The sequence below is a fragment of the Mesorhizobium sp. ISC15 genome (assembly GCF_037162615.1).
In the GTDB taxonomy this organism is placed as follows: domain Bacteria; phylum Pseudomonadota; class Alphaproteobacteria; order Rhizobiales; family Rhizobiaceae; genus Mesorhizobium; species Mesorhizobium mediterraneum.
The window spans coordinates 5538541-5561314 of record NZ_JAVSPX010000001.1 but is presented as its reverse complement, the minus strand read 5'-3'; the positions used below and the strand labels follow the sequence as shown (position 1 = coordinate 5561314).

Annotated in this window: 23 protein-coding genes; 10 read left to right on the top strand and 13 right to left on the bottom strand. The window is 63.7% G+C overall.

The features are described from left to right. The first annotated feature begins 34 nt into the window (after positions 1–34). Positions 35–358, top strand: a complete 324-nt coding sequence (locus RPG13_RS26835) for a hypothetical protein (protein ID WP_126105556.1) — start codon at positions 35–37, stop codon at positions 356–358. Between the two features lie 397 nt (positions 359–755). Next, positions 756–2195: an FAD-binding oxidoreductase gene (locus RPG13_RS26830; RefSeq protein WP_095489171.1), complete on the top strand. Its 1440-nt coding sequence runs from the start codon at positions 756–758 to the stop codon at positions 2193–2195. Positions 2196–2343: 148 nt separating this feature from the next. Here RPG13_RS26830 and RPG13_RS26825 read toward each other — a convergent pair whose 3' ends face one another. Continuing rightward, the gene (locus RPG13_RS26825) at positions 2344–2769 is read right to left on the bottom strand and encodes a hypothetical protein (RefSeq protein WP_095489267.1); all 426 of its coding nucleotides are present in this window, start codon (positions 2767–2769) and stop codon (positions 2344–2346) included. Between the two features lie 500 nt (positions 2770–3269). Here RPG13_RS26825 and RPG13_RS26820 point away from each other — a divergent pair, with 500 nt between their 5' ends. The 3 genes from RPG13_RS26820 (at position 3270) to RPG13_RS26810 (ending at position 6915) form a co-directional block, all read left to right on the top strand. After that, on the top strand, positions 3270–4763 hold the full coding sequence (locus tag RPG13_RS26820; RefSeq protein ID WP_128283987.1) for a DUF2778 domain-containing protein: 1494 nt from the start codon (positions 3270–3272) through the stop codon (positions 4761–4763). A 231-nt stretch (positions 4764–4994) separates the two neighbouring features. Next, positions 4995–5780, top strand: coding sequence for a ThuA domain-containing protein (locus RPG13_RS26815; RefSeq protein WP_337126410.1), 786 nt, complete (start codon positions 4995–4997; stop codon positions 5778–5780). A 76-nt stretch (positions 5781–5856) separates the two neighbouring features. Then, entirely contained in the window at positions 5857–6915 is a 1059-nt protein-coding gene (locus RPG13_RS26810) for a Gfo/Idh/MocA family protein (RefSeq protein WP_337126409.1), read from the top strand. 182 nt (positions 6916–7097) lie between these two features. Here RPG13_RS26810 and RPG13_RS26805 read toward each other — a convergent pair whose 3' ends face one another. Continuing rightward, a complete protein-coding gene (locus RPG13_RS26805) occupies positions 7098–7964 on the bottom strand; it encodes an alpha/beta fold hydrolase (protein ID WP_292505934.1) in 867 nt (288 codons plus the stop codon). Beyond that, a complete protein-coding gene (locus tag RPG13_RS26800; RefSeq protein WP_337126408.1) occupies positions 7961–8563 on the bottom strand; it encodes a TetR/AcrR family transcriptional regulator in 603 nt (200 codons plus the stop codon). The genes RPG13_RS26805 and RPG13_RS26800 overlap by 4 nt, the downstream gene beginning before the upstream one ends. A gap of 107 nt (positions 8564–8670) precedes the next feature. Between RPG13_RS26800 and RPG13_RS26795 the strand changes: the two genes are divergently transcribed. After that, a complete protein-coding gene (locus tag RPG13_RS26795; RefSeq protein WP_292650601.1) occupies positions 8671–9672 on the top strand; it encodes an NADP-dependent oxidoreductase in 1002 nt (333 codons plus the stop codon). A gap of 42 nt (positions 9673–9714) precedes the next feature. Here the strand turns inward: RPG13_RS26795 and RPG13_RS26790 are convergent, their stop codons facing one another. From RPG13_RS26790 to RPG13_RS26765, 6 genes are all read right to left on the bottom strand, one after another. Beyond that, positions 9715–10443 carry an amino acid ABC transporter ATP-binding protein gene (locus tag RPG13_RS26790; RefSeq protein WP_127293006.1) on the bottom strand — a complete coding sequence of 243 codons (729 nt, stop codon included), beginning with the start codon at positions 10441–10443 and terminating at the stop codon, positions 9715–9717. A 29-nt stretch (positions 10444–10472) separates the two neighbouring features. Then, complete coding sequence (locus RPG13_RS26785) at positions 10473–11147, bottom strand: amino acid ABC transporter permease (protein WP_095489178.1); 675 nt, start codon at positions 11145–11147, stop codon at positions 10473–10475. Continuing rightward, positions 11144–11815 carry an amino acid ABC transporter permease gene (locus RPG13_RS26780; protein WP_337126407.1) on the bottom strand — a complete coding sequence of 224 codons (672 nt, stop codon included), beginning with the start codon at positions 11813–11815 and terminating at the stop codon, positions 11144–11146. The genes RPG13_RS26785 and RPG13_RS26780 overlap by 4 nt, the downstream gene beginning before the upstream one ends. An 88-nt stretch (positions 11816–11903) precedes the next feature. After that, positions 11904–12692 (bottom strand): ABC transporter substrate-binding protein, encoded by a 789-nt coding sequence (locus tag RPG13_RS26775; protein WP_127203944.1) that lies wholly within the window; start codon positions 12690–12692, stop codon positions 11904–11906. 109 nt (positions 12693–12801) lie between these two features. Then, positions 12802–13965 carry a saccharopine dehydrogenase family protein gene (locus RPG13_RS26770; protein WP_095489181.1) on the bottom strand — a complete coding sequence of 388 codons (1164 nt, stop codon included), beginning with the start codon at positions 13963–13965 and terminating at the stop codon, positions 12802–12804. Then, complete coding sequence (locus RPG13_RS26765; protein ID WP_095489182.1) at positions 13962–14483, bottom strand: Lrp/AsnC family transcriptional regulator; 522 nt, start codon at positions 14481–14483, stop codon at positions 13962–13964. The genes RPG13_RS26770 and RPG13_RS26765 overlap by 4 nt, the downstream gene beginning before the upstream one ends. A gap of 253 nt (positions 14484–14736) precedes the next feature. Here RPG13_RS26765 and RPG13_RS26760 point away from each other — a divergent pair, with 253 nt between their 5' ends. After that, complete coding sequence (locus tag RPG13_RS26760) at positions 14737–15465, top strand: class I SAM-dependent methyltransferase (RefSeq protein ID WP_128283994.1); 729 nt, start codon at positions 14737–14739, stop codon at positions 15463–15465. 81 nt (positions 15466–15546) lie between these two features. Here the strand turns inward: RPG13_RS26760 and RPG13_RS26755 are convergent, their stop codons facing one another. Beyond that, the gene (locus RPG13_RS26755) at positions 15547–16470 is read right to left on the bottom strand and encodes a LysR family transcriptional regulator (RefSeq protein WP_337126406.1); all 924 of its coding nucleotides are present in this window, start codon (positions 16468–16470) and stop codon (positions 15547–15549) included. A gap of 93 nt (positions 16471–16563) precedes the next feature. Here RPG13_RS26755 and RPG13_RS26750 point away from each other — a divergent pair, with 93 nt between their 5' ends. After that, positions 16564–17400, top strand: a complete 837-nt coding sequence (locus tag RPG13_RS26750; protein ID WP_128242202.1) for an NAD(P)H-dependent oxidoreductase — start codon at positions 16564–16566, stop codon at positions 17398–17400. A 50-nt stretch (positions 17401–17450) separates the two neighbouring features. On the opposite strand, the gene RPG13_RS26745 is transcribed toward RPG13_RS26750, so the two are convergent. Beyond that, positions 17451–18176 carry a 3-keto-5-aminohexanoate cleavage protein gene (locus RPG13_RS26745; protein WP_128242203.1) on the bottom strand — a complete coding sequence of 242 codons (726 nt, stop codon included), beginning with the start codon at positions 18174–18176 and terminating at the stop codon, positions 17451–17453. Positions 18177–18462: 286 nt separating this feature from the next. Between RPG13_RS26745 and RPG13_RS26740 the strand changes: the two genes are divergently transcribed. Then, positions 18463–18888 (top strand): OsmC family protein, encoded by a 426-nt coding sequence (locus RPG13_RS26740; RefSeq protein WP_292505947.1) that lies wholly within the window; start codon positions 18463–18465, stop codon positions 18886–18888. Between the two features lie 44 nt (positions 18889–18932). After that, a complete protein-coding gene (locus RPG13_RS26735; RefSeq protein WP_292505950.1) occupies positions 18933–19460 on the top strand; it encodes a hypothetical protein in 528 nt (175 codons plus the stop codon). 30 nt (positions 19461–19490) lie between these two features. Here RPG13_RS26735 and RPG13_RS26730 read toward each other — a convergent pair whose 3' ends face one another. Together RPG13_RS26730 and RPG13_RS26725 are read right to left on the bottom strand one after the other, a co-directional pair. Beyond that, the gene (locus tag RPG13_RS26730) at positions 19491–20846 is read right to left on the bottom strand and encodes a sigma-54-dependent transcriptional regulator (RefSeq protein WP_337126405.1); all 1356 of its coding nucleotides are present in this window, start codon (positions 20844–20846) and stop codon (positions 19491–19493) included. Between the two features lie 13 nt (positions 20847–20859). Then, positions 20860–22719, bottom strand: a complete 1860-nt coding sequence (locus tag RPG13_RS26725; protein WP_337126404.1) for a sensor histidine kinase — start codon at positions 22717–22719, stop codon at positions 20860–20862. Positions 22720–22774 lie beyond the last annotated feature (55 nt).

Here is a 22774-nt window from a genome sequence, read left to right as displayed (position 1 = left end):
GCGCATCCCGCGCATTCAGAACAGGAGAACGACGATGAAACGCATCCTTCTGGCGTCGGTCATGCTGGCAGTATCGTCCGGGCTTTCACTTGCCCAGACGACAAGCGGAAGCTCGACGAGCGGAACCTCGACGACCACAACCATGCCCAGCACCACCGATCAGGGAACCAACTCCACCACCACAACCGATCAGGAAACTGACTCGACCACCACCAGCGGCACGAATCCGAATTCGGCCAAAGATTGCGCACCTGGCCAGCAGACCGGCAGCGCGCGAGAGGCCGCTCCTGGTCAGCAGGACACCGACACCAAGACCGCCGCCCCCGGTCAAATGAAGAAGACTACCGAAGAGTGTTGATCGGCAAATCGCCATAGGCCGGAATTGCCGGCCTATGGCTCGCCCAGCATCGTCTATGCAGAAGGGGACGGCGTGAGCCCGTCAGCGCGGCACCGGATCGAGGAAGACGTGCAGTCCGCCCTCGCCTGGGCGGCGGGCCGTTAGGCCCCATCGCCTTCACGGACGGGCTGAAGGTGAAATCCGGCGGCATGCCGACTAGCAAGCTGCCAACAATGTCATTCTGCATCCTCGCAAACCGGCGGCCTGCGTCAGATCTCGTCCGATTGGGCGCGGCCACCGCCGCGTGCCGCAAGACCGGCCAGCAAGCGGCTTTGAACTTGCGTGATATCTAATATAAGAGCACACTTCAAACCGGGTGGGGGGAAACAGCTCAGAAAAAGCAATCGGGAGGAAAGCCATGAACAGCATGAGCCTCACCACGCTTGAACGCGGCAAGACGACGGTCGAAGCCGCGGCCCTTGAAGCGCTTTCGGCACAGTTGCGCGGCACCGTGCTGAGGGAAGGCGACGCCGCCTATGACGACGCACGCAGCATCTGGAATGCCATGATCGACCGGCGGCCCGGGCTGATCGTGCGCTGCGCCGGTGCCGCCGACGTCATCGCCTCGGTGAATTTTGCCAGGGAAAACCGGCTTCTTGTCGCGGTCCGCGGCGGCGGCCACAACATCGCCGGCAGTGCCGTCTGCGATGGCGGCCTGATGATCGATCTGTCGCCGATGAAGTCGGTGCGGGTCGATCCAGCGACGCGGCGGGCATGGGTGGAACCTGGAGCGACGCTCGCCGACGTCGACGCGGAAACACAGGCCTTCGAACTGGCAGTGCCGATCGGGATCAACTCGACCACCGGCATTTCAGGCCTGACGTTGGGCGGCGGCTTCGGCTGGATCACGCGGAAATTCGGCCTGACCATCGACAATCTTCTCGGCGCCGATGTGGTTACGGCCGACGGCAAGCTGTTGCGCGCCAGCCAGACCGAAAATCCCGACCTGTTCTGGGCGCTGCGCGGTGGCGGCGGCAATTTCGGCGTCGTCACGGCCTTCGAGTTCAAGCTTCACCACGTTGGTCCGCAGGTGCTGGCGGGGCTTGTCGTTCATCCTTTCGCCGATGCCGAAAATGTGTTGCGGGAATACCGAGCGGCGCTCGAAGCAGCGCCCAATGAGCTGACCTGCTGGGTGGTTATGCGGCAGGCGCCGCCGCTGCCGTTCCTGCCGGCCGAATGGCATGGCAAGGAGGTGCTGGTCCTGGCCATGTGCTATTGCGGCGATCTTCAGGAGGGCGAGAAAGCGACGCAAAGGCTTCGCGCCATCGGCACACCGATTGCCGATGTGGTCGGCCCCAACCCGTTCACCGGCTGGGAGCAGGCATTCGATCCGTTGCTGACGCCCGGCGCCCGAAACTACTGGAAGAGCCATGACTTCACCGAGCTTTCCGACAGCGCGATCGAGGTCGTCACGGCCGCGATACCCAGGCTTCCGGGGCCTGAATGCGAGATATTCTTCGCCCATATCGGCGGTGCCGCAGGCCGCGTGACAGCGGATGCAACGGCGTTTCCGCAACGCAGCGCGCATTTCGTCATGAATGTCCACGCCCGCTGGCGCGAACCGCAAATGGACCGCGCCTGCATCGACTGGGCGCGCGGTGTTTACGAGGCGATCAGGCCGTATGCCGCCGGCACGGCCTATGTGAACTTCATGCCCGAGGACGAGGTCGACCGGGTCGAAGCAGCCTATGGCGGCAACTATCGGCGGCTTCTGGAAATCAAGCAGCGCTACGACCCGCTGAACCTGTTCCGCATGAACCAGAATTTGCGGCCGGCGGAAAACCTGCGCGCCGCATAGGACAAGCACGCAATGACAAGGCCCGCCCCTCCGGCGGAGGTCGCGGGCCTCATTTCGGTCATGCGCCAGAGCGGTTCGCTGAACCGCTCTGGCTATTTCTTTGTGCAATTCCGGGCAGAAACCGTTGCACACTTTTCCTGGAATTGGTCTAGGCAGGCATCAAGATCGCAATGCGATGCACGCCGACCACGCTACTTGTATTCGTGGCACCGTCGGTCTTGCCCTTGGCGCAAGTGTACATCTCGCCTTCCTTAAGTTTGAATTCCTTGTCCGCCTTCTTGATCGTGAATTCGCCGGCAGCAATCGTGCATACCATGTCGTTGTCCATCACGGTTTCAGGAAAGACTGCTCCGGGCTGGAAGACTATATCGACGATTGAGATGCTCTTGTAAGCGGGAATGTCGGAGTTGCCAGTGCCGACCTCCACCACTCTGATGCCGGGCGCAACCTCCTTGCCCTCCGTCGGGCCGTATTGCTTGGCGGCCCTTGCAGGCGTCGCCAAGGCGAATAGCGGCGTTACCGCGGCGGCGGTGACGCCGAGAGCAATTGCAGACCTGCGATTCATGGTTCCCATCGCATCCTCCCGTTTGTTGGTCGCGCACAAATGTGCATGACCAAGGTATATTAGCACAATCGAATTTACCTGTATGCAAAGCCGCGCCGGCAACGCTGCCTGCGCGCAGACGATTATGCGTGACGCGACGCTTTTGATCCGAGAAAGCTTCAGCTGTCGCCCGCCCAGGCAAGGTCTAGTCCTTTCGGTTTCTTGACTCGGTCGGCAAAAACGGGCAGCAAAGCCTGATACGGAGGGCATTCCCGCCATTTTCTTAGTCGTGGAGGGGGCTTTTTTGTTATCGACCTTCGCCCAATCGGCGATCGGTAGAGGGATTGGTTAACCAAGTTTGTCCATCTTTTGAATCAATCGGCAACAGACGCGAAGCGTGCAGGGGGCACCAGGCGACTGTGATTGTGACGGCTGCGAGCCCCGCATGCCGCAAGGCCGATTGAGGTTGGTGTATGGCGTTTGTGCGTTTGAAAAACCGGGGTGACAATCCTGACTCTGGATTGACTTCGATGAGGCCCGGGCTGCGCTGGGTCGCGGTTCCCGTTGTTGGCGTTGCGGTCGCTCTGTGGTCGGTGGCGACCATGGCCGGCCTCTATTCGGTGGGAACCTCGCTCACCGCTGCCTCCAACAGTCTTCCGCAAAGCCTGCGCGCGCCGCGCACCATCGCGCTCGCCGATCGCACGCTTGCCAATTCATGGGCCAATTCGTGGGCGCCGTTACCGGCAAGCCGGCAGCGTCAGGCGTCGCTGCTCAGCCGATGCGATGCCGGTTGCGCACAGGCCGCCGCGAACTTCGTGCATGAAGGCAAGGCGGCGCGTCTCAAACCGCTGGCGCAGCCGGATACTGTGCCGCTTGTCGCAGAAATCTCGCCGCAAGCGCGCTTCGACAGCGTGGTGGCGAAAGCCGCGCTGTCGCCGCAAAAGCTTGCTGCTGCCTTTGCCCACGCAGCACCTCCTATGCTTGCCAGCCTGCCGGCGGCCGCGGGCGTTGCGGAGCCGGCGCGCCTGCCCGACCAGAACGGCCCGGCCGCGGTGCGCTTCGGGCCGGAGATCGCCGAGATCGAACGATCCTCCCGTCTGGCGCTCGCGCTGGCGAATGCGTTGCCGGAACAGATGATCGATGTGCTGCCGGAGGTGGCGACGGCGCCGCCGGAGGGCGAGGTTCAGATGGCCTCGCTGCCGCCGCAGGACGAGATGCCCGACAGCGTTCCCTTGCCGACCTTCCGCCCGCGGGCGGAAGTCGACCAGTCAGACGAGGCGCCCCATGTCGAGGCGCCCAAGGTCGAGGCACCCAAGGCCAAAGCGCCCAAGGTCCAGTCATCAAAGGCCGCCAAGGCCCAGTCTCGGCCATCCAATGCCAACAAAGCGCAGACCGCCGACGCTCCGCAGGACGAGATGCCCCGGGCGCCAGCCTTGTCGCCGAGGAGTTCGTCACCGGCGGCGATGCCAAGTATGCAAGCCAAGCAGGGCATGCAAGCCAAGCAGGGCATGCAAGGCAGCCCGGGCATGCAGGGCAGCCCGGTCAAGCCGGCCAAGCGGTCGAAGGCCGCAGACATGCTGGCCTATGCCAAACCCGACAGCCCGGCGGGCGGCGGGGCCTTCCGCAACCTGTTCACCAAGCCCGGCATCGGCAGCGGCGTCGCCGTCTACGACATCTCGGCGAAAACCGTCTATATGCCGGACGGTTCGCGGCTCGAGGCGCATTCGGGACTGGGCTCGATGGCCGACCAGCCGCGCTACGCCAACCGGAAGAATGCCGGCCCAACGCCGCCCCACACCTACGATCTGAGGCTGCGTGAATCGCGCTTCCATGGCGTCGAGGCGCTGCGTCTCACTCCTATCGACGGCAAGAACAAATTTGGTCGGGACGGCTTTCTTGCGCACACCTACCTGCTGCGCGGCCGCCGCGGAGAATCGAGCGGCTGCGTCGTTTTCAAGGACTATGCCCGCTTCCTCGCCGCCTTCAAGAAGGGCAAGGTCAAGCGTCTCGTCGTGCGCGGCTAGCAAGCCGCTGATGCAGGTCGCGTCGGAAGGGCGCGGCGCGTAGGTCGCCGCGGCGGCCGTCTTCATGGCTTCTTCATCCCAGGGTCTTCTCGACGTCGCTTCGCTCCTGCCCGCCGTGGGATGACGAAGCTGTGGGGAGATTTCGGCCAATCTCGAAGGTTTTCATTCCCGGCCGAGGATACTATGACTGACCGGACCGGGGCGGCGGCTTCAATCAATCGAGAGGATGTCATGACTATACGCGCTGTCGTTTGGGGCGAGAATATCCATGAACGGACCAATGAGGTGGTCGCGGGGATCTATCCCGAGGGCATGCACGCAACGATCGCCAACGCGCTGAAGCTCGACACCGAAATATCCGTGTCCTGCGCGACGCTGGAGCAGCCGGAACATGGTCTGCCGGCCGACCGGTTGGCGCAAACCGATGTGCTCGTGTGGTGGGGACACAAGGACCATGGCGCCGTCGCCGACGAGGTCGTCGAGCGTGTGGCGCGCCGCGTTTGGGAAGGCATGGGGCTGATCGTCCTTCACTCCGGCCATTTCTCGAAGATATTCAAGACGCTCATGGGCACGCCCTGCACGCTGAAATGGCGCGAGGCCGGCGAGCGCGAGCGGCTCTGGGTGACGAGCCCCAACCATCCGATCGCTGAAGGGATCGGCGAGTATTTCGAGCTCGAGAACGAAGAGATGTATGGCGAGCAGTTCGCCGTGCCGGAGCCGCTGGAAACGGTTTTCATCTCCTGGTTCCAGGGCGGCGAAGTGTTCCGGTCGGGGCTGACCTATCGCCGCGGCGCCGGCAACATCTTCTATTTCAGGCCCGGCCACGAGACCTATCCGACCTATCACGACGCCACCGTCCAGAAAGTGCTGCGCAACGCCGTGAAATGGGCGCACAACCCGCAGGGGTCAAATCCAGCCATCCTCGACGCGCCGAACGTGCCGGTGGAAAAGGCGCTTGAGCCGATCGTCGAGCGCGGCGGAAAACTCCATGCCGCTGATGAAGCCGGCTATCGCTAGACCATAATCCCGAACATTCGGTTCGGAAAATCAGTGATAAACAAGAAGATAGAGCTTAATCCTAAGGATGAGAATCATGCGTCTCCTGATACTCGGCACCGGCTGGATGGCGGAGGAGCACGCCAGGCAGTTCAGCAAGATCGAGGGCGTCGAACTGATCGGCGCCGTCGATCTCGATCGCGCGCGTGTCGACAAGTTTTCGGACATCAACGGCATCCCCAACCGGTTCGCGTCGCTGGAAGACGCGCTCGCATGGGGCAAGTTCGACGCGGTGGCGAACGTGACGCCGGATCGCATCCACCATCCGACCACCATGATGCTGGTCGCGGCGGGCAAGCCGGTGCTGTGCGAAAAACCGCTGGCCGAAAACTACCAGAGGGCCAGTGAAATGGCTGATGCCGCCGAGCGCGCCGGCATCATCAACATGGTCAACCTGACCTATCGCAACGTCGCGCCGCTGCAGAAGGCGCGCGCCATGGTGCTGGCCGGCGAGATCGGCCAGGTCAGGCATGTCGAAGCGTCCTATCTGCAGAGCTGGCTGGTCTCCAAATTCTGGGGCGACTGGCGCACCGATCCGAAATGGCTCTGGCGCCTGTCGCGCGGCCACGGCTCCAACGGCGTGCTGGGCGATGTCGGCATCCACATCCTCGATTTCGCCAGCTATGGCGCGGCGGTCGACATCGACAATGTGTTCTGCCGCCTGAGGTCCTTCGACAAGGCGCCCGGCAACCGGATCGGCGAGTACGAGCTGGACGCCAACGACAGCTTCACCATGGCGCTGGATTTCAGCAACGGCGCCTTCGGTGTCGTCCATGCCAGCCGCTGGGCAACCGGTCATCTCAACGAATTGCGGCTGCGCATCTATGGCGACAAGGGCGGCATCGAAGTCGTGCACAATCTGAACGGCTCGGAGCTGAAAGTGTGCATGGGCGAGAACATCGAGAATGCCAAATGGCAGGTCCTCGATGCCGGAACGGTGCCGACCAACTACCAGCGGTTTGTCGATGCAGTGCGCAGCGGCGTTCAGGCCGAACCGTCATTCCACCATGCGGCCGAACTGCAGAAGGTGCTCGACCTTGCCGTCGTCTCCGACGAGAAGAGGGCTGAGCTCAGGGCCCATGCCGAAACCCATTGATGTCGTTCGCAGGCGTTCAACCTTGCATTTGCAGGTGACAGCTGGTCTTGCCCGATGGATCGGGCAAGCGGGCCGCCGCTGAAGCGACGTGCGTCCATTTGGACGCACAAAGCCCGCTCTAGCACTTTTGAATCTGCGCATCGTGCTTACCGAAAATCGATTCCGATTTTCGGGCCGATGCGCTAGGCCTCGAGGAAGTCCAGGGCCTTTTCCACGAAGGCGCCGTGATACTGGAAAATGGCGGTATGCCCGCCGTCCTCGTACAGGACCAGCTCGGCATTGGGAAAGCGCCGTGCCAGGTCGACGGAATTGCTGGTGGGCACCATTCTGTCGTGATCGCCATTCACCACGAGGACCGGGTGCCGGATACGCGATAGGTCGGCAGGGCGCTCCTGGCCAAAGGCACGGACTGCCTTGAGCTGCTGGTTGAAGGCGCCGAGCGCGATGGGTTTGTCGCGGTCATTGGTCCGTTCCTTCAATCGCTGCAGAAACGCGCGCGCCGCCCTCTTGCCGTTGAGGCTTTGGGTGAAGAAGAGGTAGTTCTTCGGATCCTTGATAGTCAGCGCGGCGCGGATCATGTCGAAGATGGTGACGAACGTCACCCTGTCGATGCCGGCACCCCCGGCTGGGCCGGTTCCGGCGAGGATGATCTTGCGAACCAGACCAGGTTCCAGCTGAACAATCGCCTGGGCGATGAAGCCGCCAAGAGATAGGCCGAGAAGATCGACCTGCTCGAAACCGAGGGCCCGGATGAAGGCGATCGCGTCGCGGGCCATCGCCTCCACCGTGTTGGGAGTGGAGCCGCCTGATGCGCCAACACCACGGTTATCGAAGGTGATGACACGCCGTTTTGCGGCAATGCCATCGACCACCCGGGGATCCCAATTGTCGAGAACCGCACTCAGATGGGTAAGAAAGATCACCGGTACCCCGGTTGTGGGCCCGAGTTCCCGGTAGGCGAATTTCGTACCGCCGACGTCGACCGTTTTCGTCGGCACGTCCCTGTGTTTGATGATCGCGGCAGGTCGCGATAGCTGATGCACGTTCATGATGGTTTCCTTTCTTGTGACTTGTCGTTCTCGCGGGGCTGGAGCAGCGCCTTCGCCGCCACCGAGCCAGCCTCAAGAATGCGATCGGACAGTTCGGTCCCGTTCACCGCGCGCGACAGCTCAAGCGTGCCGATCAGGGTCGCAAAGACGCCGAACGCGACATCTTCGGGATCGCGGGCGTCGGGCGTGAGTTCGGCCGCCACCTGGCGTACGAGCTTCAGCAGGTGTTCGGCGTAGACTTGGCGCGTATCGGCCGGCTCACGCGCAATTTCGGGTAACAGCGCGGCTGAAGCGCAACCTTTGCCGGGATTGTCCCGGTGTTCCGCCGACAGATACGTGTCAATGGCCATTGACAAGCCGCCGGCGGCCAACAGCTCTTGAATCTGGGTCGCCTGAACCTCCAGGGCCGCCGCCACACTCTCGCGCACAAGCGCCGCCTTGGACGGAAAATGGGGATAGAAAGCTCCATTGGTCAGCCCCGCTTCGCCCATGATGCCGGCGATACCTGATGCAGCGATGCCCTCGGAACGAAACCGTTCGGTCGCAACATCCATAATCCGCTGCCGCGATGCGTCTTTCCTGCCCTTCTCGTAACGCATGTTTTTTCTCCTTCGATCAGCTATTGCATTACAGTCATATTATCACTAAATGATCGTAATGCAATGGGGCACGTCGCTCCGGGTCTCCTCAATTTGGGAAAGCAACAATGAAGGCCTTCATCGTCGATCGATACGCAAAGAACGCTCCCCTGCGGCTTGGAGAGGTTCCGGAGCCGGAAGTAGGGGAGAATGACGTGCTGGTGCAGATCCATGCCGCCAGCCTCAATCTGCTGGACTCCAAGATCAGGGACGGAGAATTCAAACTCATTCTGCCCTATCGCCGGCCATTCGTTGCAGGCCACGACGTGGCCGGAACGGTCATTCGCGTCGGCTCGAAAGTCCGACAGTTCAAACCGGGCGACGAGGTCTATGCGCGACCGCGCGACGGTCGGGTCGGGACTTTCGCTGAATACATCGCCATTAATGATGCGGACGTGGCCCTGAAGCCGAAGAACCTCAGCATGGAAGAGGCTGCGTCCATTCCCCTGGTGGGGCTAACCGCTTGGCAGGCGCTGGTTGAAAGGGCGAAGCTGAAGAAAGGACAGAAAATCTTCATTCAGGCTGGTTCCGGCGGAGTGGGAACATTCGCCATTCAATTGGCAAAGCACCTCGGAGCGACGGTCGCCACGACAACCAGCGCGTCCAACACGGATATGGTCAGGAATCTGGGCGCCGATGTCATCATCGACTACAAGAAGGATGACTTCGAGAAAGTCCTTTCGGGCTACGACGTCGTCCTGAACAGCCAAGACAACAAGACCCTCGACAAGTCCCTGCGTGTGTTGAAGCCAGGTGGTCTCGCCGTTTCGATCTCCGGTCCGCCCGATTCTGGGTTTGCCAGGGAGAAGGGTCTAAGTGTGGTGCTGAACCTGGTCATGCGCGTTTTGAGCGCCGGCATCAGGAGGCGGGCCAAACGCGCAGATGTCCGATATTCGTTCCTGTTCATGGCGGCCAATGGGGAGCAGTTGACCAAAATCACGTCTCTCGTCGAGTCGGGCATCATCCGCCCGGTCATAGATCGGGTCTTCCCGTTTGAGCAGACCAATCAGGCCTTGGCCTACATCGAGCAGGGCCGCGCCAAGGGCAAGGTTGTCATCAAGGTGAAATAGCTTTGCAAGGCTTCAGGCGGCGCACCTTCGCTTCCGGCAATCCTAATGCCGCAGGATCTTGCTGAGAAAGGCGCGGCTGCGGTCGGTCTTGGGATGCGAGAAGAACTCGTCGGGCGTGCCGCTCTCAACGATGGCGCCGGCATCCATGAACACCACGCGCTGGGCGACCTTGCGGGCAAAGCCCATTTCGTGCGTCACCACCATCATGGTCATGCCTTCCTCGGCCACCGCGACCATGACGTCGAGCACTTCCGAGATCATCTCGGGGTCGAGCGCCGAGGTCGGCTCGTCGAACAGCATGATCTTGGGGCGCATGCCGAGGCAGCGGGCGATCGCCACGCGCTGCTGCTGGCCGCCGGAGAGTTGCGCCGGATAGGCGTTGACCTTGTCGGCAAGGCCGACCTTGGCAAGCAGCTCGCGCCCGGCCTTCTCGGCTTCAGCGCGCGGAATCTTGCGCACATGGATAGGCGCCAGCGTCACGTTTTCGAGCGCCGTCTTGTGCGGGTATAGGTTGAACGACTGGAAGACGAAGCCGATCTCGGTGCGCAGCCGCGTCATGTTGGTGGTGGGGTCGCCGAGGCGCTGGCCGTCGACCACCAGGTCGCCATCGCGGATCGTCTCCAGCCCGTTGATGCAACGGATCAGCGTGCTCTTGCCCGAGCCGCTCGGGCCGCAGACGACGACCACTTCGCGCGGCTCGACGCTGAGCGTGATATCCCTCAGCACATTGAGCGTGCCGAACCATTTGTTGACGCCGCGAAACTCGATCATGCCGGTACCATTTTTGCTGCGGTTCGACGTCATAACTGCACCTCGCCATGGGCCGCACCCATGCGCTGCTCCAGCCGGCGGGCCAGCATGATCAGCGGATAGCAAACGATGAAATAGCCGAGGCCGACGAGGAAGAAGACCAGGAGGCCATTCGGCACACGCTGCACCACCAGCCAGCCGACGCGGGTGAGGTCGGTGAGCCCGATGGCTGAAACGACCGAAGAATCCTTGATCAGCAGCACATACTGCCCGACCAGCGGCGGCAGCACGATCCGCATCGCCTGCGGCAGCACCACCTGGCGCATGCGCTGCCAGCGCGACAGGCCGGACGCCAGCGCCGCCTCGACCTGGCCGGTCGGCACCGAGCGGATGCCGGCGACGACGATCTCGCAGATGAAGCAGGCGGCCAGATTGGTCAGCGCGATGATGCCGGCGGTGAAGGCGTCGAGCTCGATGCCGAGTTCCGGCAGGATGAAGAAGATCAGGAAGATCTGCACCAGGAACGGCGTGCCGCGGATCAGGTCGACCCAGGCGCCGATCGCCCCGCTGATCAGCCGGTTGCCGCCGGTCCGCAGGATGCCGAGGCCAAAGCCGATCAGCGTGCCCAGCACCAGGCTGATCAGCGACAGCATCACGGTCATGCCGAGGCCGCGCAGGGCGAGGGGATAGCTGCCGGCGATGCTTTGCAGCTGCTGCCAGATCATGTCCGTGCCCCCGCTAGGCCGAGCCAGCGCCCGGACAGCGCCGCCAGTCCCTTCAGCCCGTAATAGAGCAGGAGGTAGAAGGCGGCGATGGTGATAAAGCCCTCCGCCGGCATGAAGCGGTCGGAGGCGAGCAATTGTCCGGCGCGCGTCAGCTCGGCGACCGCGATCAGCGACAGCAGTGCGGAATCCTTGACCAGCACGATCGCCTGTCCGAGCAGCGGCGGGATCGTCACCTTGAACGCCTGCGGCAGGATGACCAGGCGCATGCGCTGGACATAGGTCATCCCCGAAGCGACGCCGGCCTCGACCTGACCGCGCGGGATCGACAGGATGCCGGCGCGGATGATCTCGGCGACATAGGCGCCGCTGTTCAGCGACAGAGCGAGGATGCCGACGACGAGCTCAGGCAGGATGATGCCGAGCCGCGGCAGGCCGAAATAGAGGAAGTAGAGCTGCGCCAGCAAGGGGGTGGCGCGCACCGCGTCGATATAGGCTTTGGCCGGGATTCGGAACAGCCGCCCGCGCTGCAGGTTCATGGCGGCGAGCCCAATGCCGACGGCGAGCGCCCCGGCAAAGGAGAGGACAGACAGGCACACGGTCGTGACGAGGCCCTGCCCGAACAAGGGCAGATATTCGACGATGGTGCGGAAGCTGAAGTTTTCGAGCATCGCTGGACGGATTTCCCCCGGGCGAAACGGATTCCGGGCGGCTTCGCGGCGCCGGGGCGCGCGCGAAACCGCTCGGATCTATCGCTGCTTAGTGGTCTTTCTTCCAATCTTCGGAATTGACCCAGTAGTCGAGGTTCTTCTGCAGGCGGCCGTCGACGCTGACCTGGTCGAGGAACAGGTTCATCCAGACCAGCAGGTCCGGCTCGTCATAGCGGGTGGCGAAGGCAAGCGGTTCCTTCGACAGCAGGTCCGGCATGATGGTGAAGCTGCCGGCCGGATAGGCGGTCGACTGGCCTTTCACCGCCGAGACGTCATTGACGCCGCAATCGGCTTGGCCGTTGTTGACGGCGTCGAGCAGCAGCGGACCGCCGCCCTTGTAGCTCTTGATGTCGGCATCAGGGAAGGCGTTCTTGGCTTCCTTCTCGCCGGTGGCGCCGAGCAGCACGGCGATCTTGGTGCCCTTGGCCTTGCAGTCCTCGGTGGTCTTGAACTTGCTGTCAGCCTTGGTGAAGACGGTGCTGCCCGTATACATGTAAGGTTTGGTGAAGGCGACCTTCATGCCACGCGCCAGCGTCGGCGTCATGTCGGCGACCAGAAGATCGGCCTTGCCCGACAAAAGTGCCGGGATCAGCCCATCCCAGTCGAAGTCAAGGAAGGTGATCTTGACGCCCATCTCCTTGGCCATCAGCTCGGCGAGCTCGACCGAACTGCCGGTGCGTTCGCCGGCAGCACCGACGAGCGAGAAGGGCGGTCCCTGCGTCTGCACGGCGACGCGCAACTCGCCGCGCTTGGTGATCTCGTCGAGCGTTCCGGCGCTGGCTGCGGCAGTGAGGCCGGCGAGCGCAAGGCCTGCTATGAAAAGCTTGGCAATCTTCATTGGGCATTCCTCCTTGTTGTCGTTGTTGTTCCACTTTGTTGTTCCACCCCTTGGGGTGCTTTTTGAGCGGCAGCGCCGTTGCCGGCGGCGGCCACCGTTCGAAAATCCTTCAGTCCCAGTCGATCGTTTCGGATACCCGTATACCGCGCCGGGCCAATTCGTCGAGGAAGCGGCCATCAGGCACATGCAGCAGCGGGTTGAGCAGGCCGGGCTCGGTGATTTCGCCCCGCGCCAGCATCTGCGCCACGATGCTTGCGGGATAGCCGACGCCGAGGCTCATGCCGAACAGGCCGGAGGCGAGATCGCGTTCGATGATCAGGTCCGATGTCACCGTCTTGCGGCGGCCGCCTTCACTGCCGGTAAAGACGTTGCGCATCACGCAAAGGTCCTTTTCGTCGGCGCCATATTGCAGTTGCGGCCCGAGCAGCCGGCCAAGAAATTCGCGTGGGCTGGCGCCGACGCCGGGCACCTTGTCTTCAGAGAGGAAGCCAAGCTCCTTCAGAGGCGCCCAGAACGCCGACCAGCCCGGCCAGCGCAGCGAATAGCGGCCGGAGCGCTGCAACCCCTTGGCGGCGGCAAGCATGCCGGCATAATGCGGTGCGTCGCCATTGGGGAAGGCTTCTAGGCTGCCCAGTCCTTCGACCTCGATCTGATGGATGAAAGGATTGTCGTGCTGGCGGCCGGCCGGCACCTCGACCCGCTGGCCGTCCTCGACCACCACGCTGTCGCGGTTCTGGCTCATCAGAACCATGTCGAAGTTCCAGCTCACCTTGTAGCATAGCGGCTTGGCCATTGCCTTCGGCTCGGGGATGCCACCGCAATAGGAATCGATCGCGGTGATGGCGTCGAACTGCTTTGCGGCGCGCGCGTAGAGCACGAGGTCGATGCCGGGGTCGAGCCCGCATTCGGTCATGATCGAGACGCCGGCCTTTTGTGCCGCCGGGGCAAGGTCGGCGATCGTCTTGCCGTAATTGGTGGTGACCAGCGGCGTGCGCGTCGCGATCGCCGCCTGCACCGCCTCGCGCATCAGCGGCTGCGGCAACAGGTCGATGGCGGCGTCGACACCCACCAGCACCTCCGCCAATACTGGACCGATCGCGCCTTCGGGCACGACGAAGCGCACGCGGTCAAGGTTGGTCAGGCCGCCAAGTCGGGCTGCCCCATCCGGCGCGGTATCGATGCAGACGACTTCTTCGACACCAGCGCTGGCGACGAGATCGGCGATCGCCGCCCGGCCTTGCAGGCCGAGGCCGCCGAGAACCGCGATCTTCATGGCATTTCCTTTCGGCCAGTTTCGTCGCGCTTGTTCTCGTCCGACCAGCAGCCTTCCGGCAGGCTGACCCATTTGTTGCAGGAGGCCATGACGACGAAGGTCTCGCTGCGCACGACTTCGCCCGGCTCGCCCGCGCCGGGGATCAGCTCGCTGGTGACGCGGTAGAGGTCGGCGACATCGCCGGCCACCGTCACGTCGACGATGATGTCGAAGCGCCCGGTGACCACCGAGGCCGAGTTCACGAAAGGCAGCTCGCAGATACGCTGCGCCAGTTCCCGCGCCCGGCCGCGCCCCTGCGCATTGATGCCGACGATCGCCGAGATCAGCTCGGGGCGCTCGGTCAGGTTGAGCAGCCCGACGATCTTGAGCAGGTTGCGGTCCAAGAGGTTGCGCAGCCGCATGCGCACGGTCGGGACGGAGACAGCCATCTTCTCGGCGAGGCGATTGACGCCAAGCTGCGCATCCTGCGACAGCAGCTTGACCAGTCGCCGGTCGGTCTGATCGAGATGTTCCCGCAAACGCCTAGGCTTTCATAAAATGGAATTATCGAAGAAGTTTTCTTTCTGATATGAAAATAGCCTAGGGACTATTTTTCGAAACTGCAAGTGCGTTCAACCGCTTGTCAACAAGGCAGGATGGCAGGAAACCTGCAAAGCCGGGCAGCCCAGGTGGACATTACCGAGGCACGGGCTTCCCCTTGCTGTGTCTCGCCCATCGGCACTAAGCCTCAACCTGAACCAAAGGTCCTCCAAGCCCCGAAACGGAAGCTCAATGGCACAGAATATCTATGACAGGCCTGAATTCTTCGCCGGTTACAGCCAGATGGCGCGATCGGTTCACGGCTTGGACGGCGCACCCGAATGGCCGGCAATACGCGCACTGCTTCCCGATCTCGACGGTAAGCGCATTGTCGATCTCGGTTGTGGGTTTGGCTGGTTTGCCCGCTGGGCAAAGGCGCATGGCGCAAGGCATGTCCTTGGGCTGGACCTTTCCCGCAACATGATAGAACGGGCCAGAGCCGACACCAGCGACCCGGATGTCGACTATGTCATCGCCGACCTCGACCGCCTCGAACTGCCCCAGGCATCGTTCGACTTCGCCTACAGCTCGCTTGCCTTCCACTACATCGAGGATTTCGACCGGCTGGTGAAGACAGTGCATGATGCGCTCCTTCCAGGCGCGCACTTCGTCTTCACCATCGAGCACCCGATCTACATGGCACCGTCTCACCCAGGCTGGTCGGTCGATGTCGACGGCCGCAAGACGTGGCCGGTCAATCGCTATAGCGTCGAAGGTCCGCGTACCACCGACTGGCTCGCCAAGGGCGTGCTCAAGCAGCATCGCATGCTCGCTACGACGCTGAACGCGCTGATCGAAGCGGGTTTCACCATACGCCGGGTCGAGGAATGGCGCCCAACGGCCGATCAGGTCGCGCAGGCTCCTGATCTTGCCGACGAACTGGAGCGGCCGATGATGCTGATTGTCGCGGCGCAACGTTGAGCGCCGTTTTGGTGGCGGCCTTGACGAGGCCGGTATCCCGGAAGTCGGGGGTTCTGCCAGTGCCGCAGCCGACCGAGGGCATTAACGCGGCTTCTGGATACCGGAAATGCCGCCGATCCGCTCGGCGAGAAAGTCGACCAGCAGCCGGACCCGGGCAATGCCCGCGCGCTCCGGGACGATCAGCATGCTCAGCGGTACGGGAGGCGGGGCGTAGTCCGGCAAGACCACTTCCAGCCGGCCGGCCCCCAGAAGATCGTCGACAAGCCAGTGATGGGCGGGCGCGATACCGCGTCCGGCGATGAGGGCCTCGCGCGCGGCAAGTCCATGGTCGACACGAAATCGGCCGCCAAAAGGCACCGCATGGCGTTCGCCCTCCGGCCCCTGCAGGGCGAGCGTGTCGCTTCCCGCGATGTTCGACATCCGGATGCCTTCATGACCAGGCAGATCCTGCGGGCCAGCCGGTCTGCCCCGCGCCGCCAGATAGGCTGGCGCGGCCACCAGCAGACGCCGGGACTGCCCGAGCGCCCGTAGTTTCATCGAGCTGTCGGTGAGCGGACCGAGGCGAAGCGCGATGTCGACGCCCTCCCGCACAAGGTCGATGCGTTCGTCGGTGAGGCTGAGATCGATGCCGATGTCGGGATAGCGGTCCTGAAAGGCGAAGATCAGCCGGCTGATGTGCAAGACCCCGAGTGCCGCCGTGCAGGATATCCGGATCGTGCCGGCCGACGCGCCACGCGTGCCCCGCGCTTCATCGCCGGCTTGCTCAACGAGGCGCAGGATCTGGATGCTGTCGGCATAGTAACGGCTGCCTTCATCGGTCATCGTGACACGCCGGGTGGTCCTGCTGAGCAAGGGCACGCCGATGGCCTCCTCGAGCTCGCGCAGATGCCGTGTGACCGTCGACTGCCCAACTCCGAGCTCGCGCGCCACCGCCGAGAGGCTGCCGCGCTCGGCGACGCGAACGAAGGTGCGCATGCGCTCGAGGGTCACATCGGATCTATCCATTATTCGGCATAATCTTATGCATTACCTAGACATAGCGGATTAGCCCGGGGCTGGCTACCTTTCGCGTTCATTGTCCTTCTTCGGAGTTGACCCATGAAAGTCCTGCTTGTTTTTGCTCATCCTGAACCGCGTTCGCTCAACGGCGCACTGCGTGACGTCGCCATCAGGGAACTCGAGGCCAAGGGCCACGAGGTGCGCATATCGGACCTATATGCCGATGGCTGGAAATCCGAGGTGGACCGTGCCGATTTTCCGTCGTGGCCGCCCGAAGCACGCTTCCTGCCGGCTGGGGCCTCCAAAAAAGCTTTTGCGACCAACACTCTGACCGATGACGTTAAGGCGGAGATCGACAAGCTGCTGTGGGCCGACACGCTGATCCTCCAGTTCCCGCTGTGGTGGTACGCCATGCCGGCGATCCTCAAGGGCTGGGTCGATCGGGTGTACGCCTACGGCTTCGCCTATGGCGTCGGCGAGCATAGCGACAAGCGGTGGGGTGACCGCTTTGGTGAGGGAACGCTCGCCGGCAAGCGCGCGATGCTGATCGTGACCACTGGCGGCTGGGAAGAGCATTACTCCGCCCGCGGCGTCAACGGCCCGATCGACGACCTGCTGTTCCCGATCAATCACGGGATTCTCTATTATCCGGGCTACGACGTGCTTCCGCCGTTCGTGGTCTACAGAGTGGATCGTTTCGGGGAGGCCGATTTCGAGCCTGTCGCGGAGCGCCTGCGCGAAAGGATGCGGACGCTCGAGACAACCCGGCCGATTCCCTATCGGCAGCAGAATGGCGGGGACTATCACATCCCGAGCATGCAGCTCCGCCCCGAACTGGGCGATCCGGGCGCCGCGGGTTTCGCGCTTCATGAGGACCGTGCCGGCGCCACCGCCAAGTCGGCGACGCCGCGTTCGACTTTGCGGGACGTGGCCTGACGCAAGGTCCCGAAAAAATCGGGCAAGGCGCCCGAAACCTATGGGATGAATCAGCGACCGGCCCGGAAGATCGCCACCGCCGCGGCCGTCAGTGCGGCGTTGCCTGATGCCGTAGTGCCGTCCGGAAGCGCCTTGCCGTCTTCCAGCCCGACACGCGTCGACCAGTTCCGCTCCGCCGCCCTGCGCACGAACGGCCACACCGTGGCGTCGGCGCCGTGCAGCAAGATGGCGCGACGCAGCCCGGCGCGGTCGAGCACCGCCGCGATACCGTCGCTGACCTCCAGTGCCACGTCCAGTTCCTGCTCCGATATCTCGATCAGGATGCGCAGCACCTGGCTGCCATGGTCGAGGCGGACCAGGCGCTCGGCGTCAGCGACGGAGGCGAGCCCGGCCTCGATGCCGATGCCGCGCTGGCGCAGTCTCTGCATGACCTCGGGCGCGGCCTTCTCGCTCAGATTGACGGAGGCATAGTCGGGCAACTCGGTCCAGCCGGCGATCGCCGCCAGCGTGCGCTCATCGTCGTTCTCGATCCAGGCGCCGGTCGATACGCCGATCAGCGTTCCTGGGCAGGCGCGGCGCAGCGCCAGCATGGTCGGATCCATAGCCTCAGGCGCGAGGCTTTCGCGGCCATCGAGCCCGCGCGCATGGACATGCAGCTCGGCGGCACCAGCGGCCACGCAGGCGGCGCCGTCGCGCGCCATGGCGTCTACGTCAAGCGGCAGCTGCGGGTGGAAGTCGGTGCTGCGCGCGCCATTGATGCAGGTCTGGACGATCATGCGAGTGGCCCGGTTGCGGTTGCAGCCAGTCTAGCGCATGCCCCCGAAATCTGGAATCGGGTCCGGCGCGCATTCCTGACAGACGGATACGGCCTGACCCAATGCAATCCGGCAGGATATGCCTCTATCATCTTGTTCAGTCACGATCTTGTTGGCAGGCGAGATATGGGTATTTGACGCATATTGGGAACTCAAGCAGCACTGCTGGGACCGGCTAGCTTGACGATCGTTGGCGAATGCTGCGGTATCCGGCCCCATGCCCGGCCGGCCGAAAGGATATTTGCGAATGAGTGAGCTCAAGGTCAGGACCCGACCGACCGGCGCGGTTGCCGTGCTGTCGCCGGGCAGCTTGCCCGTCGTCACCACGCCAACCGGCGGCATGGTCGACGTCGTGACCGGTGCCAGCGCGCCGGGCTTCAATCCGCTCGACCTTCTCTATGCCTCCGTGGCCGCCTGCATGGTGCTGAGCGCCCGGATCGCTGCCACGCGCATGGGTGTCGCTGCCAGCCTCGGCGAGGTCCGCGCCGATGTGAGCGGCGAAAAGGCGGCGGGCGACGTTTCCCGCATCGGCCGCTTCACGATCACACTCGACATATCGGGCGATCTCGACGAGGCCACGAAAAGGCGGATCGTCGAGGACGCCGAAACGATCTGCACGGTCAGCAACACGCTGCGTGAGACGCCCGAGCTTGTCACCATGCTCGCCGGCTGATCGCATCCTGATTGCCCAATTTCACGCATCCTCCGAGGCCGCCCATGGCACGCATTTCCCCGATCGACTATGACGCCGCCTCGCCTGAAATCCGTGCGGCGCACGACGAGGAACTGCGCTTGCGCGGCAGGATGACGAATATGAAGCGCACCCTGCTGCATTCGCCGGCCGCCCATCGCATCTATGCCGAGTGGTTCACCTTGCGCGACCTGCTGCGACCGGATCTCGACGATCGCGCCATCTGGCTGTTTTCGCTGACGATTTCCGCGGCGTGCCGGGCCGAGGTGCCGGTGACCTTTTTTCGCCGCGCGCTGATCGATATGGGGCTCGATCCCGACAGCATCGAGCCGACAGCCGATGAAGCGCTGCTAATTGCCTTCGGCAAGGCCATCGCGACCGACGCCAATGCCATTCCCGATGAGATCTGGGCCGAACTGAAAGCCCGCTACGATGAGCCGCTGCTCGTCAACCTGGTCGCTTTCGCCGGCATCATGGTGGCGACGACCGTGTTCACCAATGCGGTGAGCGTCGACCTCGATCCGGAACTCGAAGCTTACCGCAAGAAGGCCTGAGGCAATCGAAGCCGCCGCGCTGGGCGACCTTTATCTGGAAAACTCGCTGCGCACGATGCCGTGGCGCTGGAGCTTGTCGTAGAAGGTCTTGCGAGGAATCCCCAGCGCTTCGATCGTGCGCCTGACGTCGCCCTCGTTGCGGCCAAGCGTCTCGCGGATGATGTCGGCCTCGTAACGCTCCAGCCGCTCCGGCAGCTTCATGGCGGCATCCGCCTGGGCTGGGGCAGGGGATGACGTCGCAGCGTCTTCCTCCAATCCAAGCACAAGCCGCTCGGCGAAATGCGCGAGCTCGCGCACATTGCCTGGCCAGTCATGCTCCCTGAGATGGCGGTGCACCGCGGCCGGGACAGTCGGCACCGGGCGCCGGAAGCGGGCGGCGGCGCGCTCGGCGAAATAGAAGAACAGCAGGGCGACATCGTCGCGGCGCTCGCGTAGCGGCGGGATCGAGATCGTCACCACGTTGAGCCGGTAGTAGAGGTCCTCGCGGAACGTGCCGCGCTGGCGCGGATCGCCGAGGTCGACCTTGGCGGCCGCAACCACGCGCAGGTCGACCGGCCGCATTTCGTTGGTGCCGAGCGGGGTGACCTCGCGCATTTCCAGCACGCGCAGCATCTGCACCTGTGTCGAGACCGGCATGCTTTCGATCTCGTCGAGGAACAGCGTGCCGCCGCTGGCGTGCTCGATGCGGCCGATCCGCTTCTTCTGCGCGCCGGTGAAGGCGCCGGCCTCGTGGCCGAACAATTCGCTCTCGATGACCGTCTCCGGCAGCGTGCCGCAATTCAGCGCAACAAAATTGCCCCTGGCGCGGCGGCTCCAGCGATGCAGAAGGCTCGCCACCACCTCCTTGCCGGAGCCGGTTTCGCCGGTCACCAGCACGTCGACATCGGTGTCGGCGATCTGGCGCAGCGTGCGGCGCAGCCTTTCCATCGCCGGCGTCTGGCCGATCAGCGGCAAGCCGTCCTGCGCTTCTCCGGCCGCCTCGCGCAAGGCGCGGTTTTCCATCACCAGGCGGCGCTTTTCCACCGCGCGGCGCACGCTCTGCACCAGCCGGTCGGCGGCGAAGGGTTTTGTGATGAAGTCGTAGGCGCCGTCCTTGATCGCCTTGACCGCCATGGCGATGTCGCCATGCCCGGTGACCAGGATGACCGGAATGTCCGCGTCCAGCCGCAGGACGCGGTCGAAAAGCAGCAAGCCGTCGATCTCAGGCATGCGGATATCCGACACCACAACACCGCCAAAACCGGCGTCGAGCCTGGCCAGCGCCTCGGCCGCCACCGAAAAAGCCAATACCGAAAAGCCGGCAAGCTCCAGCGTCTGCGCGGTTGCCCTGAGGAGATCGCTGTCGTCATCGATCAGGATGACCGGCGCTGCGTTGTCGTTGGTCATGCCGCCTTGGCCATTACGCTGCTTTCAAGAGATGGATGGTGAAGCGGGTGCCGCTGTCGTTGCTCGAAACCTCGATGCGTCCGCCATAATCGGCGACGATATCCTTCGAGATGACGAGGCCAAGGCCGAGGCCTTTTTCCTTGGATGTGTTGAATGGCGTGAACAGCGATCTAAGGATTGCGGGCGGAATGCCCGGTCCGTTGTCGGACACGCCGACCGTCACGCCGTCCGCCGTCTCCTCGACCGAAACCCGCACCTTTGCGTCGTCGCGGCCCTCCAGCGCCTCCAGCGCGTTCTGGAAGAGGTTGATCAGCACCTGTTCGAGCCTGACCCGGTTGCCCATGACCTTGAGGGCAGGCGGCGGCAGGTCGATGGCCAGTGCGTCGAGCCGGCCGGCAAAGCGGCTTTTCAAGAGCACGACGGCGCCTCCGATGACGTCGCGCAATTCGACAGGTTCGGCGGCGGTGCGGCCCTTGCGGGCAAAGGCCTTCAATTCTTCGGTGATGGTGCCGATGCGTTCGGTCAGCGCGGCTATGGCGCCGAGGTTTTCCTCGGCCGGCGCTGTCTGCTTGCGGTCGAGGAAGGTGCGGGCGTTGTCGGCATAGGCGCGTATGGTGGCAACCGGCTGGTTGATCTCATGCGCGACGCCCGCGGCAACCTGGCCGAGGATGGCGAGGCGGTTCGCCTGGACGAGATCCTGCTGCACCACCTGCAGCTTGGCTTCGGTGCTGCGGTGACCTGATATCTCGGCCTGCAGCCGGTCGCGGGCGCGGCTCAGATCCTCGGTCCGTTCGACGACGCGGCGTTCGAGCTCGGTGCGCGCCGCCTGTTCGGCGGCGATCCGCATTTGTCCCGACTGCCGACGCCACAACAGATACGCAGCAAGGCCGAGCAACGGGACAACGACGCCGAGTGCAAGGAGCCGCATTTCACGGACCGCGGCGGCGATCGGCGCTTCAGCCGGAACGAGATAATCGAGCCGCCAGGGGGTCGAAGGGACCGGTGTGGAAAGCCTGAGATATTCCGCGTCGCTGCCGCCGGGCGTCACCGCGTGGACGATCGAGACGTCCGGGCTGAGTGCCTGGGGGCGCGTGATCGGCAGCGGCATCAGCGGTGCGTCGCCGAACTGCTGGCTGTTCTGAATGGCGGCAAGATCAGGCCCGGCCAGCGGCGTCGCCGTCATGAAGCGCCAGGACGGCACGCTGGTGATCAGGACGACGCCCTTCTCGTCGCTGACATAGGCCGGGCGGTTTGCCTCGTGCCAGTCGGCCTCGAGCTGATCGAATTCCGCCTTGACAACGACGACGCCGAGCGGGGCGGCAGCGTCGCCGACGCGGCGCGAGATGTAGAGGCCGGGGCGTTTGCTGACATTGCCGAGCGCGAAATATTCGGCAGTTCCGGCCTGCATCGCGCCGGAGAAATAATCGCGGAACCGGTAGTCGTTGCCGACGAAGCTGATCGGCTCTCGCCAGTTGCTGGAGGCGATCGCCAGCCCGTCGGTGCCGATGACATAGAGCACCGAAGCCTTGGTGCCGGAGACCAGCCCGTCGAGCTTGCGGTTCAGCACATCGACCGCCGCAATGCTTTTCTGCGCCAGCGCATCGCGCACCTGCTGGTCTTCCGACAAAAGCAGGGGCAGGGCGCGCGGGCTTTCCAGCACGGCGCGCAGCAGCGCGATCTTCAGATTGGCATCGGTGCGGCCCTGCGCCGCCAGTGCCCCGAGCTCAGTGGCGCGGCCATAAAGGCCGGCGCCGTGAAGTGCGGCCGTGGCGATCGCAAGGGCGATGGCCGCAAACAGCAGCCAAGCACGGCGCGCCCGCCTGCCGAGTTGCTCGGGCGTCGACGGCAAGGCGGCGGCGGGGCGTTGCAGCATCACACATTTGTGCATGATTTCGCACAAAGCACAATTCGGCTACGCGAATATCCGC